This window comes from Azospirillum sp. B506, from assembly GCF_000333595.1.
In the GTDB taxonomy this organism is placed as follows: Bacteria; Pseudomonadota; Alphaproteobacteria; order Azospirillales; family Azospirillaceae; genus Azospirillum.
This window is the reverse complement of record NZ_BADK01000530.1, coordinates 1-17,301: the sequence shown is the minus strand read 5'-3', so window position 1 is coordinate 17,301 and position 17,301 is coordinate 1. Positions and strand designations below refer to the sequence as shown.

Sequence of the window (17,301 nt, the reverse complement as noted above, 5' to 3'; positions counted from 1 at the left end):
AGCGTATGTGTGTCGGCGGCTGTGACGGGGCCATCCGCCGGGCCTGAAACGGTGTCCCGATGGACCGCGCCCCGCCGCAAAGCCAGGCAGAAGAAGAGGCACAGGTGGATTCGCTTTTGAAGGATCAGGGATCGGACACTCTCCGTCGTATCTGCCGGCCGATCACGCTCCTGACCCCGGATCTCGTCACGGCGCCGGCCTCCTGGCTCGGCCATGTGCCCTTCGCCTTCTGGATCGTCGAGGCACTGCGCCCGGACAGCCTGGTCGAGCTGGGGACGCACACCGGCAACTCCTATGCCGCCTTCTGCCAGGCGGTCCGCCATGTCGGGCTGCCGACCTCCTGCTATGCCGTCGACACCTGGGCCGGCGACCCGCAGGCCGGCTTCTACGGCGACGACATCTACAACAAACTCGCCGCCTATCATGACCCGCGCTATGCCGGCTTCTCGCGCCTGCTGCGCATGACCTTCGACGACGCGCTGCTCCATTTCGCCGACGGCAGCGTCGACCTGCTGCACATCGACGGGCTGCACACCTACGAGGCGGTGCGCCATGACTTCGAGACGTGGCTGCCGAAGATGAGCCGCCGCGGCGTGGTGCTGTTCCACGACATCAACGTGCGCAAGGACGATTTCGGCGTCTGGCGCCTGTGGGACGAGATCACCCGCGACCGTCCGTCCTTCACCTTCCTGCATTCCAACGGCCTCGGCGTGCTGGGCGTCGGCGAGGATCTGCCCGACGCAGTGCGCGAACTGTTCGCCGTGCAGAAGGCCGGCGGCGAGGGGCTGCGGGCCGTCCGCAGCTGGTTCGACCGGCTGGGCGACGCCGCCATCGAGACCGAGACCATCCAGCGCCTGGAGGAGCAGGAGAAGCACCTGCGCACCGAGGTGGCGATGGTCCGCAAGGTGCTGGACGACCAGATCGCCCACAGCGACGACCTGAAGGGCATGATCGCGACGCGCGACCGCGACATCGCCGTGATCCAGGGCTGGCTCGGCGACCATCAGGCCGAGATCCGCCGCCAGGGCGATGCGCTCGCCGAAATGGCGCAGGAGCTGGCCGACCGCGAGCGCAACCTCGCCGCCCATGCCCGCGAGCTGGTCGCGCGCGAACAGGCCATCGCCCATCTGCATGGCGTGGTGGCCAGCCGCGACCAGCACATCCACAGCCTGGTCAACTCCACCTCCTGGAAGCTGTCGGCGCCGGTGCGCAAGCTGGGCCGGCTGGCCCAGAAGGCCGGCCGCTTCTACCGCCGCCGCCTGCACGCCATCACGCTGGAGCCGCTGCACGACGTGGTGCCCAGCCCGCAGGGCGGCTACGAGGCGACCGGCAGCGACCCCGCCTTCCTGCTGCGCTCCGACCGCGGCCGGCTGCCCGGCCACTGGTGCGTGATCTCCTACCGGGTGGTGCGCGCCTCGGCCCCGCTGGTGCCGGTGATCTATGTCGATGATGGCAACGGCTTCGACGAGCGGACGATGATCCGTCTGCCGGTCGATACGGTGGGCGAGTTCCGCCAGCTGGCCCTGCTGCCGCAGACGGTCAAGGCGCTGCGTTTCGACCCCGCCACCCGGCCGGTGTCCTTCGAGATCGCCGACTTCACCATCCGCGAGATCGGCAAGACCAACATCCTGCTCGACTATGTCCGGCAGAACCCGCCGTCGCGCGTGCTCGACTATCTGCGCCGCCACGGCTGGCAGGCGACCAAGCATCGCGTCCTGCAGGAACTGCAGCCGAACCGCTGGTCGGCCGACTACAAGTCGTGGGTGCGGATGTACGACACCCTGACGCCGGAGGACGCGGCGGCGATCAAGGCCGACATCGCCCGGCTGCCGGCGCGCCCCCGCTTCTCCGTGGTCATGCCGGTCTACAACACGCCGGAGCCCTACCTGCGCGAGGCGCTGGACTCCGTGCTGGCCCAGTTCTATCCGGACTGGGAACTGTGCATCGCCGACGACGCCTCCACCGCGCCGCATGTGCAGACGGTGCTGGCCGAGTACAAGGCGCGCGACAACCGGATCAAGGTGATCCGGCGCGAGGCCAACGGCCACATCTCCGCCGCCAGCAACAGCGCGCTCGATCTGGCGACCGGCGATTTCGTGGCGCTGATGGACCATGACGACCGGCTGCCGCCGCACGCCCTCTACACCGTCGCGGCCGAGCTGGCGCAGCATCCCGACACCGACATCCTCTATTCCGACGAGGACAAGATCGATGCCGACGGCGAGCGCTACGACCCGCATTTCAAGTCGGACTTCAATCTGGACCTGCTGCACGGCCAGAACATGGTCAACCACCTGGGCGTCTTCCGCCGTTCGCTGATCGAGCAGGCCGGGCGCTTCCGCCTGGGCTTCGAGGGCAGCCAGGACTACGACCTGACCCTGCGCGCGGTCGAGCAGACGGAACCGGCGCGCATCCGCCACATCCCGGCGATCCTCTATCACTGGCGCGTCTTCCCGGACTCCGCGGCCTTCTCCACCGTCGATCTGCCGCGCGCCACCGCCGCCGCCCACAAGGCGCTGACCGAGCATTTCCAGCGCCGCGGCGTCGCCGCCACGGTGGAGACCTCGCCGGCCACCAATCGCTTCACCCGCATCCGCTACGCCCTGCCGGCCAAGCTGCCGCGGGTGTCGCTGATCGTGCCGACGCGCGACAAGGCCGATCTGCTGAAGGGCTGCATCGACGGGCTGCTGCACCGCACCGACTATCCGGATCTGGAAATCCTGATCGTCGACAACAACAGCGAGGAGGCGGCGACCTTCGCCTATTTCGACACGCTGAAGGACGAGCCGCGGGTGCGGGTGCTGACCTACAAGGCGCCCTTCAACTACTCCTCGATCAACAACTTCGCCGCCGCCGAGGCGACCGGCGAGCTGCTGGGCCTGATCAACAACGACATCGAGGTGATGGAGCCGGGCTGGCTGGCCGAAATGGTCTCCCACGCCCTGCGGCCGGAGGTCGGCGCGGTCGGCGCCAAGCTCTATTACGCCGACGGCACCATCCAGCATGCCGGCGTCGTCACCGGCATCTGCGGTGTCGCCGGCCATGTCCACAAGGGTCTGACCCGCGACGCCTACGGCTATTTCAGCCGGGCCCAGCTGACGCAGGACCTGTCCTGCGTCACCGCCGCCTGCCTGATCCTGCGCAAGGAGATCTTCGACGAGGTCGGCGGGCTGAACGCCGAGAATCTCGCCGTCGCCTTCAACGACGTCGATTTCTGCCTGCGCATCCGCGAGGCGGGCTATCTCGTCGTCTGGACGCCGTTCGCCGAGCTGTACCACCTGGAATCGGCGTCGCGCGGGCCGGACACCGCGCCCGACAAGGTCAAGCGCTTCATGGGCGAGGTGGCCTACATGCAGGAGCGCTGGGGCGACAGCCTGCTGGCCGACCCCTATTACAACCCGAACCTGACGCTGGACGCCGAGAATTTCGGGCTGGCCTTCCCGCCGCGCACGGTCAAGCCCTGGCTGCGCAAGTCCTGCCCCGAGCTGCGCAAAGAGCGCCTGAAGGAAAGCATCTGAGCCATGGACGTCGTCTCCCTCGACATTCCCGACGTTAAGATCATCCGCCCGAAGAAGTTCGGCGACCATCGCGGCTTCTTCTCGGAGACCTACACCAAGAAGACGTTCGAGGCGGCCGGGCTGCATTACGACTTCGTCCAGGACAACCAGTCGCTGTCGGCCGAGGTCGGCACCATCCGCGGCCTGCATTTCCAGCTGCCGCCCTTTGCCCAGGACAAGCTGGTCCGGGTGGTGCGCGGCGCCATCCTGGACGTGGCGGTCGACATCCGGAAGGACTCCCCCACCTTCGGCCGGCATGTCAGCGCGGTGATCAGTGCGGCGGAATGGAACCAGATCCTGGTGCCGATCGGCTTCGCCCATGGGTTCTGCACGCTGGAGCCGGACACCGAGGTCATCTACAAGGTGACCAACTATTATTCGCCCGAGCATGACCGCGGTCTGCTGTGGAACGACCCGGAACTCGGCATCGACTGGCCGGTGTCGGCGGACAAGGCCCGGCTGTCGGACAAGGACCACAAGCATCCGACCCTGGCCCGGCTGACCGACCTGTTCTGACGGCGGCTCCGGGGCTTGGTTACTCAAGGCTTTTGCACAATGGGGCCGCGGGCGGCCCCGCTTCTCGGCGGTAAGGTGGTTTGATGACGCGCATTCTCGTCACCGGCGGCGCCGGTTTCATCGGCTCGGCGGTGGTCCGCCAGCTTCTCGCCGAAACCGACGCCTTCGTCGTCAATGTCGACAAGCTGACCTACGCGGCCAACCTGTCCTCCCTGCCGGGGGCCGAGGGGAATCCGCGCTACGCCTTCGAGAAGGTCGACATCTGCGACGCCGCCGAGCTGCGCCGGGTCTTCGACACCCACCAGCCCGACGCGGTGATGCATCTGGCCGCCGAATCCCATGTCGACCGCTCGATCGACGGGCCGGGCGAGTTCATCCAGACCAACGTGGTCGGCACCTTCCGCCTGCTGGAAGCGGCGCGCGGCTATTGGTCGGCGCTGCCGGCGGAGCGCAAGGAGCGCTTCCGCTTCCACCACATCTCGACCGACGAGGTGTTCGGCACGCTGGGCGACGACGGCTTCTTCACCGAGACCACCGCCTACAGCCCGAACTCGCCCTATTCGGCCAGCAAGGCGTCGAGCGACCATCTGGTCCGCGCCTGGCACGAGACCTACGGGCTGCCGGTGGTGCTGACCAACTGCTCCAACAATTACGGCCCCTACCATTTCCCGGAGAAGCTGATCCCGCTGATGATCCTGAAGGGTCTGGCGGGCGAGAAGCTGCCGGTCTACGGCAAGGGCGACAACATCCGCGACTGGCTCTATGTCGAGGACCATGCCCGCGCCCTGCGGCTGGTTCTGGAGAAGGGCAAGGTCGGCGAGAGCTACAACATCGGCGGCCACAACGAGCGCACCAACCTGGAGGTCGTCCGCGCCATCTGCGCGCATCTCGACGAGATGGACCCGGCCGGCGCCCCGCACGACCGCCTGATCAGCTTCGTCACCGACCGCCCCGGCCACGACAAGCGCTATGCCATCGACGCCGGCAAGATCGAGCGCGAGCTGGGCTGGACGCCGCAGGAGACCTTCGAGAGCGGCCTGCGCAAGACGGTCGCCTGGTATCTGGAGAACCGCGACTGGTGGCAGGCCATCCTCAACGGCTCCTACCGGGGCGAGCGGCTCGGCCTGACGGACGAAGGAGCAGCGTCGTGAAGGTTCTCGTCCTTGGCAGCAACGGCCAGCTCGGCTTCGAGCTGATGCGCGCCAACTGGGCGCCGGGCACCGATGTGGTGGGCCTGCCCTATCCCGACTTCGACGTGACCCGGCCGGGCGACGTGGACAAGGCGGTCGCCACCCACGCGCCGGACCTGCTGGTCAATGCCACCGCCCACACCGCCGTCGACAAGGCCGAGAGCGAGGTCGACCTGTCCTTCGCCATCAACCGCGACGGGCCGGGCGCCATGGCGGCGGCCTGTGCGGCGCGCGGCATCCCCGTCATCCATGTGTCGACCGACTATGTGTTCGACGGGACGAAGGACGGGATTTACACCGAGGACGACCCGATCAACCCGCTGGGCGTCTATGGCGCCAGCAAGGCGGCGGGCGAGGAGGCGGTGCGCGCGGCCACCCCGCATCACGTCATCCTGCGCACCTCCTGGGTCTACAGCGCCTACGGCAACAACTTCATCAAGACGATGCTGCGCTTCGGCAAGGAGCGCGAGGAGATGCGGGTGGTCGCCGACCAGCACGGCTCCCCCACCGCCGCCGCCGACCTCGCCGCCGCCATCGTCCACATCGCCGGGACGATCGAGAAGACGGGCAGCGCCGCCTGGGGCACCTACCACCTGACCGGCAGCGGCTATACCACCTGGCACGAGTTCGCCGAGCACATCTTCCGGCGGCTGGAAGAGCGCACCGGCAAGCGGCCGCGCCTGACCGCCATCGGCACGGCCGACTACCCGACCCCGGCGCGCCGCCCGGCCAATTCGCGGCTGGACTGCTCCCGCGCCAGGGAGCGTCTCGGCGTCGCCTGCCCGCCGTGGCGGGAAAGCGTCGACCGCGTGATCGACGAGCTGTTCACCAACCCGCCGCAGGCGTGAGGACGAAGACCATGAAGGGCATCATCCTGGCCGGCGGGTCCGGCACCCGGCTCTACCCGGTGACGCGGGCGATCAGCAAGCAGCTGCTGCCGATCTACGACAAGCCGATGATCTATTTCCCGCTCAGCACCCTGATGCTGGCGGGGATCCGCGACATCCTGATCATCACCACGCCGCACGACCAGCCGCTGTTCCAGACGGTGCTGGGCGACGGCTCGCAATGGGGCCTGAACCTGAGCTGGGCCATCCAGCCCTCGCCCGACGGGCTGGCCCAGGCCTTCATCATCGGCCGCGCCTTCGTCGGCAACGACCCTTGCGCGCTGGTCCTCGGCGACAACATCTTCTACGGCCACGGCCTGACCAACATCCTGCGCGCCGCCGGCGAGAAGACCGAGGGCGCCAGCGTCTTCGCCTATGCCGTGCGCGATCCCGAGCGCTACGGCGTGGTGGAGTTCGACGCGCAAGGCCGGGCGCTGAGCATCGAGGAGAAGCCGGTCGCTCCGCGCTCCAAATGGGCGGTGACGGGGCTCTATTTCTACGACAACGACGTGCTGGACATCGCCGCGGCGGTGAAGCCGTCGGCGCGCGGCGAGCTGGAGATCACCTCGGTCAACGCCGCCTATCTGGATCAGGGCCGGCTGTCGGTCGAGCAGATGGGCCGCGGCTATGGCTGGTTCGACACCGGCACCCACGACAGCCTGCTGGAGGCGGCCGAGTTCGTCCGCACCATCCAGCACCGCCAGGGCCTGCAGATCGCCTGCCCGGAGGAGATCGCCTACACCTCCGGCTGGATCGATGCCGAGCAGGTGCGCCGTCTGGCCGAGCCTCTGAAGAAGAACGACTACGGACGCTACCTGCTTGGGTTGCTAGGCTAAAGACGAAGGGCTAAAGACAAAGGATCGGGCGGCTTCGCTGCCGCGTTGCTCCTTCGCGGTCGCCCGGCGGTCCGAAGACCGAAGACCGACGGGCGCCACCGACGCCAACAGCCAAGACAGGAAAGCAGCCTTGCCGGCCCTCACCAACCGAAAGCGTGTCCTCGTCACCGGCGGTGCCGGCTTCCTGGGCTCCCACCTGTGCGAGCGGCTGCTGGCGGCCGGGAACGACGTGCTGTGCGTCGACAACTTCTTCACCGGCAGCCGCGACAACGTCCTGCACCTGCTGGACAACCCGCATTTCGAGCTGATGCGCCACGACGTGACGTTTCCGCTCTATGTCGAGGTCGACGAGATCTACAACCTCGCCTGCCCGGCCTCGCCGATCCATTACCAGCACGACCCCGTCCAGACCACCAAGACCAGCGTCCATGGCGCCATCAACATGCTGGGTCTGGCCAAGCGGGTGGGGGCGCGGATCATGCAGGCCTCGACCTCGGAGGTCTACGGCGACCCGGCGGTGCATCCCCAGCCCGAGGAGTATTGGGGCAACGTGAACACCACCGGCCCGCGCGCCTGCTATGACGAGGGCAAGCGCTGCGCCGAGACGCTGTTCTTCGACTATCACCGCCAGCACAAGCTGGACATCAAGGTCATCCGCATCTTCAACACCTACGGCCCGCGCATGCACCCCAACGACGGGCGGGTGGTGTCGAACTTCATCATCCAGGCGCTGAAGGGCGAGCCGATCACCATCTACGGCGACGGGCAGCAGACGCGGTCCTTCTGCTATGTCGACGACCTGATCGAAGGCTTCCTGCGCTTCATGGACACGCCCGCCGGCGTCACCGGCCCGATCAACCTGGGCAATCCCGGCGAGTTCACCATGCTGGAGCTGGCGGAGAAGGTCATCCGCCTGACCCGCTCGGCCTCGACGATCGCGCACAAGCCGCTGCCGCAGGACGACCCCAAGCAGCGCCGGCCCGACATCGCCAAGGCCCGCGCCCTGATGGAGTGGGAACCGGCCGTGCCGCTGGACGAGGGGCTGGAGCGCACCATCGCCTATTTCCGCGGGCGCTTCTTCAGCTGAGGGAGAAAGCCGCTCCCCCTTGTGGGAGAGCGGCTTTTTTCCGCTCTACCGGACCAGCCGTTCCTCCCAGGAAAGCGCCGAGGCGACGATGGTCTCCAGATCGGCATGGCGCGGGGTCCAGTCGAGCGTCCGGCCGATGCGCTCCACCCCCGCCACCAGGGCCGGGGGATCGCCGGCGCGGCGCGGCCCGATGCGCATCGGCAGCGGCTTGCCGGTCACCCGCTCCACCATCGCCAGCACCTCGCGCACCGAATAGCCGCGGCCGTAGCCGCAGTTCAGCACCTCGGACGCGCCGCCGGCCTCCAGATGGCGCAGCGCCGCGACATGGGCGTCGGCGAGGTCGCTGACATGGATGTAGTCGCGCACGCAGGTGCCGTCCGCCGTGTCGTAGTCGTCGCCGAAGATCTGCAGCTCCGCCCGCTGGCCGGTGACGGTCTGGGCGGCGATCTTGATCAGGTGGGTGGCGACCTTCGACACCTGCCCGGAGCGGCCCTGCGGGTCGGCACCAGCGACGTTGAAATAGCGCAGCGCGACATAGCGCAGGTCATGCGCCGCCGCGCTGTCGCGCAGCATCCACTCCGTCATCAGCTTGGACGAGCCGTAGGGGTTGATCGGCCTGGTCGGCGTCCGCTCGTCGATCGGCAGCCGCTCCGGCATGCCATAGACGGCGGCGGTGGAGGAGAAGATGAAGCGGCCGATGCCGGCCTCGACGCAGGCCTCGATCAGGGCGTGGCTCTTCACCGTGTTGTTGCGGTAATAGGCGAGCGGCCGCTCCACCGACTCCGGCACGACGATGCTGCCGGCGAAATGCATCACGGTGCCGATGCCGTGGCGGGCGAAGGTCCCGGCCAGCAGCACCTTGTCGCCGACATCGCCCTCGACCAGCGGCACACCGTCGGGCAGGGCCGAGCGCCGGCCGGTGGACAGATCGTCCAGCACCACGACGGCGCGTCCCTGGTCGCGCAGGGCCAGCACCACATGGGAACCGATATAGCCGGCACCGCCGGTCACCAGCACGGTCGCGTTGTCGCTCGTGGTCATGTCCGCTCTTTGTCTTTGACTGGGGGCGATCGGGGCAGAGTCGGAAGATAGTCGCCCGCCCATGCTGCACTGCGGGTTTTTCCGCCGAGCGGACGACATCATTCGAGCAGCCTCCAATGCCTCGCCCTGTCTCCGATGGGCGGATGGAGGGAGCGCGGTCCCGGAACAGCGGATTAGTCGAGGTAGTAGCGCAGGATGACCGTGCGCTGGACCACCAGGAGGCTGACGATGGGGAAGAGCCACACCGTCCAGGTCAGGCCGCGCTCCAGCACGCCCGCCCAACCGGACGCCGGCTGCTGCCGCCCACCGGCGAAGGCGAGCGGCAGCAGCGCCGCCAGCGGCAGGAAATAGCGCCCCTGCACCCCATCGACCCACAGCTGGCCGACCGGCGTCCACACCAGGTAGAGCGCCCCGAACAGCAGCGCCCCGGTCGCCAGCACGACAGACGCGGTCACCGCCGAGGCTCTCGCCGGCGCACCCGAATACCAGTCCGCCAGCCGGCGGCCGAACAGCAGCGGCAGGAAGGACAGCAGCAGGATCAGGTAGGCGGCGCTGTAATAGGGCTTGGGAAGCCGGGTATCGACCCAGCCGAGGATGCCGACGAACTGCTGGTAATATTCGTTGCCCCAGACCTGGAAGGTCTTCACGGCGATGGTGAGGACGGCCAGCGGGTTGTCGAGCAGGAAGCGGAGCTGTCCCATGGCGTCGGTCGGGGCGTCCTGGCGGATCAGCGGCGTCTGCACGGCGAGCGCCATCCACACCGCCCAGCCGACGGCGGCGGCCAGCGAGGCGGCGACGGCGAGGCGCTTCACCGCCGCCCGCTCGGCCGGGACCGCCAGGGGCATCAGGCAGAGCAGGGCGTAGGGCTGCTTGGTCATCCCCACCAGGGCGAAGCAGACGGCACTGGCCCAGACCTCGGCGCTGCGCAGCGGCCGGCCTTCGGACAGCGCCCGGGCCAGGAAGGCGATGCCGAGTGCGGTGACGGTGATGACCAGACCGTCCTGGCTCATCGAGGCATAGAGCGAGACCGACATCGGCAGCAGCAGCACGGCGAACAGCGGCAGATGTGCCCGTCCGGCCAGCAGCAGGGCGAAGAAGCCGACGACGATGCAGGTCAGCGCGTTGGCCGCCCGCGCCAGATACAGCGTCTGCACCACCGGCAGGTCGATGGCCTTGCCGACCGCGATGGCGGCGGCCTGCGGCAGGTAGAAGAAGGGCGGATAGGGCGCGGTGTTCTCCGCCGCGACGTTGAAGACCCGGCCGTCCCAGCGGGCGGTGAAGGACTTGACGAAATCCTCCAGGTTGGCCTTCTCGTCGGGCTTGAAGGGAACATGATGGAAGGGGAAATAGGCCTCGATGATCGCGAGATCGGACGGGCCGCCCGCCGCGATCCGCCCGTCGGTCTGGACCCTGGCGGCCACCCAGTAGCCATGGGTGATCATGTTGGCCCGGTAGATGTGGGCGGGCTCATCGGCGGTCTGGAAGGGCGGAAGGCTCCAGACCAGAAAGAATGCCGAGAGGATTGCCAGGACGGCAAAAAGGAAAGGACCTATCCGCTGCATCACCAGACCTGTCGCTGAAGGGGCTGGTGGGTGGGTACCCCATCCGCCGGACCGGCGCCACTTGGAAACTTTGACGCAGCAGGACAGGGCTCGGAACGGGCCTGGCCCCCTTACGGTTCGCGGATGCTTTCGTCGAGCGCGCGGATGACCGGGTAGAGGAAGTAGGACAGCACCGAGCGGGTGCCGACGCGGATCTCGGCCGAGGCGACCATGCCGGGACTGAGGGCCGTGCCGGCGGGCACCGCCTCCAGCCGGGTGTCGGTCAGGCGGATACGGGTGCGGAAGACGGCACCGGGACCCGCGCGCGGGGCATCGGGGTTGGCGGCGCCCTGGGCGCCCTGGGAGGGATCGTGGGTGAAGGCGTCGGCGCTGATGGTGCGGATTTCGCCGGGCAAAGTTCCGTGGCGCTGGAAGGGGAAGGCGTCCAGCTTCACCCGCACGACATCGCCGACACGGACCAGGCCGATGTCGCGGGACGGGATCTCCGCCTCCACCTCCAGCGGCACGTCGGCCGGGACCAGGGTGACCAGCGGTTCGGCCTCCCGGATGACCGAGCCGACGGAGCGCTTGGCCACCTCCAGCACCACCGCGTCGACGGGGCGGTCAGGGTGACCAGCGAGCGGCGGCGCTCGGCCTTGGCGATCTGCTCGACCAGGGTGGCCCGCTGGCGGGTCTGCTCGACGAGATCCTCCGCCGTCTTGCGCCGCCATTCGTCGATAAAGGCGGCGCGGTCGGCCTGGACGCCGCGCAGCTCGTGCGCGCTCTCCCGCTCGCGGTCCTGGAGGGCCACGAGATCGTCGCGCAGGCGCAGCCGCTCGACCCGCGCCTCCAGCCAGGTCAGGCGGGAGCCGGTCTGGCGTTCCTGAAGCTGGCGGCGGATGTCCTCCACCTCGCCCACCACGGCGAGCCGTTCGGCAAGCCCGGCCTGGGCGCGGCGGCTGGCGGCGATGGCGCTGTCCAGTTGCCCGGCCTTCTCGTCGAGCGAGGCGAGGCGGGAGCGGTATTCGGCGCGGCGGCGCTCCAGGATGGCGGCCTGCACCGCCGCATCGGGGGTGCCGGCGGCGGGGGTGAAGTCGCCGCCGTCCAGCTCGGCGCGCAGCCGGCCGATCTGCGCCTCGACGCTGGCGAGCTTGGCGCTCAGGTCGGCCAGATCCGCCGCGGCGAAGGTGGGGTCGAGCGTCGCCAGACGGTCGCCGGCCCGCACCCGGTCGCCGACCTGCACGTCGACGCCGCGCACCACCGCGGTCTCCAGCGGCTGGGCCACCACCAGCGGGGCGGTGGTCACCAGCCGGCCGCCGGCGGTGACGATGCGGTCGACCTGGGCGAAGCCGGCCCACAGCACCAGCGCCACCAGCAACCCGGCCAGCACATAAAGGGTGGAGCGCGCCGCCCGGGGCAGCGGTGCATGTTCGATGGCCGCCCCGTCCGGCAGATACTCCAGCGCGAAGCCCGGCGGCGGTGCCGACGGGGCGGGCAGGGAAGCGCGGCGGCGGGCGGGAGCGGGCGGAGGGGAGGGGTCAGCCCTGGCCGGGACAACCTCGCGGCCGGTCTTGGCCTGCACGGCGTCCTGGCTGTCGGTTTCGGGCACCCCCGCTTCGGACATGCGCGTGTCGGGCATGGCGTCAGCGCCCCCGGTTCTGCTGCTGCCACAGATGCCGGTATTCGGCGCAGCGGTCGAGCAGGATGGGATGGGGGGCGAGGTCGAGCAGGCGGCCCTGCTCCAGCACGGCGATGGTGTCGCAGCCGGTCAGGGTGGAGAGCCGGTGGGTGACGATCAGCACGGTGCGGCCCTGGGCGATGCGCCGCAGGTTGGCCATGACGATGGCCTCGCTGTCGGGGTCGAGCGCGCTGGTCGCCTCGTCCAGGATCAGCAGGCGCGGCTGGGGCAGCAGGGCGCGGGCAATGGCGATGCGCTGCTTCTGGCCGCCGGACAGGTTGGTCGCCCCCTCCTCCACCAGCGTGTCGTAGCCGTCGGGCAGGCGGTGGATGAACTCGTCGGCGCCGGCCAGCCGGGCGGCCCCGACGATCTCCTCGCGGCCGGCCTCGGGCATGGTCATGGCGATGTTGTCGCGGATGGTGCCGCGGAACAGGAAATTCTCCTGCAGCACCACGCCGATGGAGCGGCGCAGATGGGCCAGATCCAGTTCGCGGATGTCCAGCCCGTCATAGCGGATGCTGCCCTCCTGCACCGGATAGAAGCCCTGGAGGAGGCGCATCAGCGTGCTCTTGCCCGAGCCGCTGCGCCCGACCAGCCCGACGACCGAGCCGGCCGGCACGGTCAGCGTGACGCCGTCGAGCGCCGCCGGGCGGTTGCGGTCGTAGCGGAAGCCCAGCCCTTCGATCTCGATGCGGCCGATCAGGGCAGGACAGGCGCCGCTGCCCTCGCGCCGCGGTTCGGCCGGGTGGTTCATCACCTCGCCCAGCATGCGCACCGAGAGGGCGGTCTCCTGATACTGGTGGATCAGCGAGACGATCTGGACCAGCGGCGTCACCACCCGGCCCGACAGCATCTGGAAGGCGATCAGCGCGCCGACCGACAGCTGACGGTCGAAGACGTCGAAGGCGCCGACGGCGACCACCGCCACCATCATCGCCTTCTCCAGGAACTCGGTCAGCGTGCGGGCGGCGATCGAGATGCGGCCGACCCGGTAATGGCTGGTCACCGCGCGGGCGGCCTTGCGGTCCCAGCTGCGGCGCTGTTGCGGCTCCAGGGCGGAGGACTTGACGGTGCGCATGCCGTGGATGGTCTCCACCAGCATGGCCTGCCGCTCGGCATCGGCGTTGTAGAGGTCGCGCAGGCGGCTGCGGTAGACCGGCACCAGCGCGACCACCACCCCGGCGATCAGGGCCGCGAACAGCAGGGCGACCAGCGTCAGCTTGACCGAATAGAAGAACAGCACCGGCAGGAAGACCAGCAGCACCAGGCTGTCGAGCACGGTGGAGAGCAGGTTGCCGGTCAGGAACTCGCGGATGCGCTCGACCTGCTGCATGTGGCGCACGGTGACGCCGGCCGAATGCCCGTCGAAGAAGGTGATCGGCAGGTCGAGCAGATGGCCGAAGGTGCGGTTCAGAAGGCGGATGTCGATGCGGTTGGCCGCCGCCAGCAGGATGAACTGGCGCAGGAAGCGGAAACCCGCCTCGAACAGCAGGGCGCCCAGCACGCCGATGGTCAGCACCTGAAGCGTGGCGACGGTCTCGTTCACCAGCACCTTGTCGATCACGATCTGGAAATAGACCGGGACGGCAAGCGCGAGGGCGTGCAGCACCAGCGCCGCCACCACCACGTCGCGGAAGGCCGATTTCTGGCGCAGGATCTCCGGCACGAACCAGCGCAGGCCGAAGGGCTGGCGCGGGTCGGCAAGGCCGTGGCGCGGCTTGAGGAAGACCAGCTCGCCGTCCCAGCGCTCCAGGAAGCGGTCGCGCGGCACGTCGATGACGTCCAGCCGGTCGGCCAGCGGATCGACGACACCGACCATGGGCTCATCCACCGGATCCGCAGGACGGGACAGCCCGACCAGGATGACGGTGTTGCCGTTGGACAGCCGCGCCAGCAGCGGGAAGACGGGGGGGAGGGACTGCAAACCCGCCCAGTCCAGCCGGCGGGCGGTCGCCTTGAAGCCGGTGGCGGCGGCGATGCGCAGCAGGTCGGCGGTGGACGGCTCGCCGTCCGGTCCGCCGGGAGCGACGCGGGCGCGCAGGGCGGCCGGCGAGGCCGACAGGCCATGATGGCGCGCCACCAGCGTCAGGCAGCGCAGCGCGGTGCTTTCGTCCGGATCGGGGGCGGCATCGGGGCCGGGAGGCGGAGCCGCGACGGTCGAGCTGGCGTCCGGCATCGGTCAGCCGAAATTCGGCGAGCGGGGCCGTCCGGGCGGAGGGGCCGGCGCTGCAGGGTTGGGGGAGGCGGGCTGGATCGTCGCCTGCACCGGGCTCTGGAAGGCCGGAGCGGAAGGAGCGGGCACAGGAGCCGGCACCGTACCGGAATTGGGCGGCAGCACGCCGGCGGCCTCCAGCCGCTGGCGCATGCCCTCCAGGGCGGACAGGCTGGCGAGGAAACCGGGCAGGCTCATCACCACCCGCTGGCGGATGGCGGGCAGCGGCTGGCCGTTGGCGTCCTTGCGCAGCGCCGACAGGCTGAACAGGTCGATGCGGACCATGCCGTTGCCGAAGCCGATGTCGAAGACCCCGTCGGCATAGAGTTCGGGGATGCGGTCGTCCGGCGGCGGCTCGATGGTCATGATGGTCCCGGCAGCAGAAGGCGGGGCGCCGCTGCGGCACCCTCGCGCCTTCGTTGTACCGGAAGCGGGCGGCACGTACCAAGCCGCCAGTACCCGCAGCCGCAAAGAGACACAGGCGACGCCTCGATCGCCGGCAAGGCCGTCCGGCCTCTTGGCTATCGCGGGCACACGCCCGCGGGGCCGCGGTCGCGGCCCGCCGCCGGCAACAGCGGCCGGCCGCTCAGTTGCGGCCGTAAACGTCCTCCAACCGGACGATGTCGTCCTCGCCCAGATAGGAGCCGGACTGCACCTCGATGATGGTCAGCGGCACCTTGCCGGGGTTCTCCAGCCGGTGGACAGTGCCGATCGGGATGTAGATCGACTGGTTCTCGTAGACCATCACCTGCTCCTCGCCGCGGGTGACGAGAGCCGTGCCGTTGACCACCACCCAGTGCTCGGCACGGTGATGGTGCTTCTGCAAGGACAGGCGCGAGCCGGGGGCGATGGTCAGACTCTTCACCTGGAAGCGGTCGCCGGTGTGCAGCGACTGGTAGGAGCCCCAGGGACGGTGGACCCGGCGGTGGCTGACCGACTCGCTGCGCCCCTCGGCCTTCAGCCGGTCGACGATGCGCTTGACGTCCTGGGCCTGAGAGCGGTCGGCGACCAGCACGGCGTCGTCCACCACCACCACCACGGCGTTCTCCACCCCGACCACAGCGGTCAGATGGTTGTCGCTGCGGACATAGCAGTCGCGGGCGCCCTCCAGCAGCACGTCGCCGACGACGACGTTGCCCTCGCCGTCCTTGTTGCCGACGTCCCACAGCGCCGACCAGGCGCCGACGTCGGTCCAGCCGATCTCGCAGGGGACGACGGCGGCGCGGTCGGTGCGCTCCATCACCGCATAGTCGATGGAAATGCTGGGCGCCTTGGCGAAGGCGGCGGCGTCCAGGCGGAAGAAGTCGAGGTCCCTGGATCCCTGCTCCAGCGCCTCGCGGCAGGCGGCCAGCACCGCAGGCGCATGGCGCTCCAGCTCGGCCAGCAGGCGGGCGGCCGGGAACAGGAACATGCCGCTGTTCCAGGCATAGGTGCCCTCGGCGAGATAGCGCTCGGCCACCTCCAGCGACGGCTTCTCGACGAAGGCGGCGACGTTGTAGGCGCCATCGGCCTCATCCATCGAATGGCCGCGGCGGATGTAGCCGTAGCCGGTCTCCGGCCGGGTCGGGGTGATGCCGAAGGTGACCAGCCGGCCGGCCGCGGCGGCACGGGCGGCGATGGCGATGGCGCGGCGGAAGGCCTCGACGTCGCGGATCTCATGGTCGGCCGGCAGGATCAGCAGCAACGCGTCCGGATCCTCGTCCGCGACCGCCAGGGCGGCGAGCGCGCAGGCGGCGGCGGTGTTGCGGCCCGCCGGCTCCAGGATGATCCCACGGGTCGCGCAGCGCGACTGGCGCAGCTGCTCGGCGGCGAGGAAGCGGTGTTCCTGGTTGCAGATCACCAGGGGAGCCGAGAAGACGGCCTCCGTGGCCGCACCGGAACCGGGCTGCGTGGAGCCAGCTTGCGCGCTGACCCGCAGGGCGGTGTCCTGGAGCATCGTCCGGTCGGAGCAGAGCGGCAGAAACTGCTTGGGATACAGTTCGCGCGACAAGGGCCACAACCGGGACCCCGTACCGCCGGAGAGCAGCACCGGGACGATTTTCTGCGCGGAATTGCCGTTCATCCTGCCGCCATCTGTTGTGTGAGCCTGTGGCCGGGCGCCGGAAAGCCGAAGGTCGGAACCAGGGAGCGGCGCCATGGCAGTTCGTTATAGACCGCGTTTTCCGCCCTTCACAAGCACCCCTCCGAGAGCCACCCGACCGGAGCGCCCCATCCGGGACGGTCCCGGATGGGGCAGGGGATGGGGCAAGGGATGGGACTGGCAGGGGGGCGAGACAAGACTCCAAACACTCCCCGTCCGCAGCTTCCGCGGCAGCGGATGGCCGGGGTCGAGGTTGGAGTCTTGTCGCGCCCCTCTGCCGGCGGGAGGCCGCGGACAGGGGCAGGGGCAGGACCGGGGGCACACCGGAGCCGCGATCCGGGAAAGACTGGACGGAAAAGGGGATCCCTTCGGTTTTGTCTGTTTGGCAATCTCAGGCCCGAAAGGTAGATTTGCCCGACCGGCCTGACAAGCCGGACCGGGACAGGACCGCGGGCAGGGAAGGGAACCAGGCCATGGCCATCGATGACCGTTTCGAGGATTTGGAGCCGCGCAAGGCCAGGCCGGCGCCCAAGGATCTGACCGTGATGGGCGTGGCCGAGATCGAGGCCTATATCGCGACGCTGGAGGCGGAGATCACCCGCGCCCGCGCCGCCATCGCCGCCAAGCAGGCGCAGAAATCGGCGGCCGAAGCCTTTTCAAGAAGGGAGAAAAAAAG

Annotated in this window: 14 protein-coding genes; 7 read left to right on the top strand and 7 right to left on the bottom strand. The window is 69.3% G+C overall.

All coding sequences use genetic code 11. The features are described 5' to 3' along the window. Positions 1-104: 104 nt before the first annotated feature. The 6 genes from I71_RS35035 to I71_RS15745 all read left to right on the top strand — a co-directional run bounded on the left by I71_RS35035 (position 105) and on the right by I71_RS15745 (position 8,073). Positions 105-3,518, top strand: a complete 3,414-nt coding sequence (locus I71_RS35035) for a glycosyltransferase (RefSeq protein WP_244433864.1) — start codon at positions 105-107, stop codon at positions 3,516-3,518. 3 nt (positions 3,519-3,521) lie between these two features. Continuing rightward, entirely contained in the window at positions 3,522-4,073 is a 552-nt protein-coding gene (gene rfbC, locus I71_RS15765) for a dTDP-4-dehydrorhamnose 3,5-epimerase (RefSeq protein WP_042695795.1), read from the top strand. An 83-nt stretch (positions 4,074-4,156) separates the two neighbouring features. Further along, positions 4,157-5,224, top strand: a complete 1,068-nt coding sequence (gene rfbB / locus I71_RS15760) for a dTDP-glucose 4,6-dehydratase (RefSeq protein WP_042695794.1) — start codon at positions 4,157-4,159, stop codon at positions 5,222-5,224. After that, complete coding sequence (gene rfbD / locus I71_RS15755) at positions 5,221-6,111, top strand: dTDP-4-dehydrorhamnose reductase (RefSeq protein ID WP_042695793.1); 891 nt, start codon at positions 5,221-5,223, stop codon at positions 6,109-6,111. Before rfbB ends, rfbD begins: the two co-directional genes overlap by 4 nt. An 11-nt stretch (positions 6,112-6,122) precedes the next feature. Continuing rightward, positions 6,123-6,986: a glucose-1-phosphate thymidylyltransferase RfbA gene (rfbA, locus tag I71_RS15750; RefSeq protein WP_042695792.1), complete on the top strand. Its 864-nt coding sequence runs from the start codon at positions 6,123-6,125 to the stop codon at positions 6,984-6,986. 130 nt (positions 6,987-7,116) lie between these two features. Then, complete coding sequence (locus I71_RS15745) at positions 7,117-8,073, top strand: UDP-glucuronic acid decarboxylase family protein (protein ID WP_042695791.1); 957 nt, start codon at positions 7,117-7,119, stop codon at positions 8,071-8,073. Between the two features lie 45 nt (positions 8,074-8,118). Here the strand turns inward: I71_RS15745 and galE are convergent, their stop codons facing one another. The 7 genes from galE to I71_RS15715 all read right to left on the bottom strand — a co-directional run bounded on the left by galE (position 8,119) and on the right by I71_RS15715 (position 16,607). Next, entirely contained in the window at positions 8,119-9,114 is a 996-nt protein-coding gene (galE, locus tag I71_RS15740; protein ID WP_042695790.1) for a UDP-glucose 4-epimerase GalE, read from the bottom strand. A gap of 173 nt (positions 9,115-9,287) precedes the next feature. After that, entirely contained in the window at positions 9,288-10,676 is a 1,389-nt protein-coding gene (locus tag I71_RS15735) for a DUF2142 domain-containing protein (protein ID WP_042695789.1), read from the bottom strand. A 110-nt stretch (positions 10,677-10,786) separates the two neighbouring features. Further along, positions 10,787-11,224: an HlyD family efflux transporter periplasmic adaptor subunit gene (locus tag I71_RS39770; RefSeq protein ID WP_244433866.1), complete on the bottom strand. Its 438-nt coding sequence runs from the start codon at positions 11,222-11,224 to the stop codon at positions 10,787-10,789. Continuing rightward, a complete protein-coding gene (locus tag I71_RS15730; protein ID WP_244433863.1) occupies positions 11,107-12,294 on the bottom strand; it encodes an HlyD family secretion protein in 1,188 nt (395 codons plus the stop codon). Before I71_RS15730 ends, I71_RS39770 begins: the two co-directional genes overlap by 118 nt. 4 nt (positions 12,295-12,298) lie before the next feature. After that, entirely contained in the window at positions 12,299-14,509 is a 2,211-nt protein-coding gene (locus I71_RS15725; protein WP_199902191.1) for a peptidase domain-containing ABC transporter, read from the bottom strand. A gap of 3 nt (positions 14,510-14,512) precedes the next feature. After that, positions 14,513-14,911 (bottom strand): hypothetical protein, encoded by a 399-nt coding sequence (locus I71_RS15720; RefSeq protein ID WP_042695788.1) that lies wholly within the window; start codon positions 14,909-14,911, stop codon positions 14,513-14,515. Positions 14,912-15,131: 220 nt separating this feature from the next. Then, positions 15,132-16,607: a mannose-1-phosphate guanylyltransferase/mannose-6-phosphate isomerase gene (locus tag I71_RS15715; protein WP_042695787.1), complete on the bottom strand. Its 1,476-nt coding sequence runs from the start codon at positions 16,605-16,607 to the stop codon at positions 15,132-15,134. Positions 16,608-17,098: 491 nt separating this feature from the next. Here I71_RS15715 and I71_RS15710 point away from each other — a divergent pair. Then, on the top strand, positions 17,099-17,301 hold a 203-nt coding region (locus I71_RS15710; RefSeq protein WP_148294256.1), incomplete at its 3' end, for a DUF1192 family protein.

Excerpts from the sequence above, each read along its gene's own strand:
- I71_RS15725 (WP_199902191.1), bottom strand. The coding sequence starts at position 14,509 with ATGCCGGACGCCAGCTCGACCGTCGCGGCTCCGCCTCCCGGCCCCGAT.
- rfbA (WP_042695792.1), top strand. The coding sequence starts at position 6,123 with ATGAAGGGCATCATCCTGGCCGGCGGGTCCGGCACCCGGCTCTACCCG.
- galE (WP_042695790.1), bottom strand. The coding sequence starts at position 9,114 with ATGACCACGAGCGACAACGCGACCGTGCTGGTGACCGGCGGTGCCGGC.
- rfbB (WP_042695794.1), top strand. The coding sequence starts at position 4,157 with ATGACGCGCATTCTCGTCACCGGCGGCGCCGGTTTCATCGGCTCGGCG.
- I71_RS15720 (WP_042695788.1), bottom strand. The coding sequence starts at position 14,911 with ATGACCATCGAGCCGCCGCCGGACGACCGCATCCCCGAACTCTATGCC.
- I71_RS15730 (WP_244433863.1), bottom strand. The coding sequence starts at position 12,294 with ATGCCCGACACGCGCATGTCCGAAGCGGGGGTGCCCGAAACCGACAGC.
- rfbC (WP_042695795.1), top strand. The coding sequence starts at position 3,522 with ATGGACGTCGTCTCCCTCGACATTCCCGACGTTAAGATCATCCGCCCG.
- I71_RS15735 (WP_042695789.1), bottom strand. The coding sequence starts at position 10,676 with ATGCAGCGGATAGGTCCTTTCCTTTTTGCCGTCCTGGCAATCCTCTCG.
- I71_RS15715 (WP_042695787.1), bottom strand. The coding sequence starts at position 16,607 with ATGAACGGCAATTCCGCGCAGAAAATCGTCCCGGTGCTGCTCTCCGGC.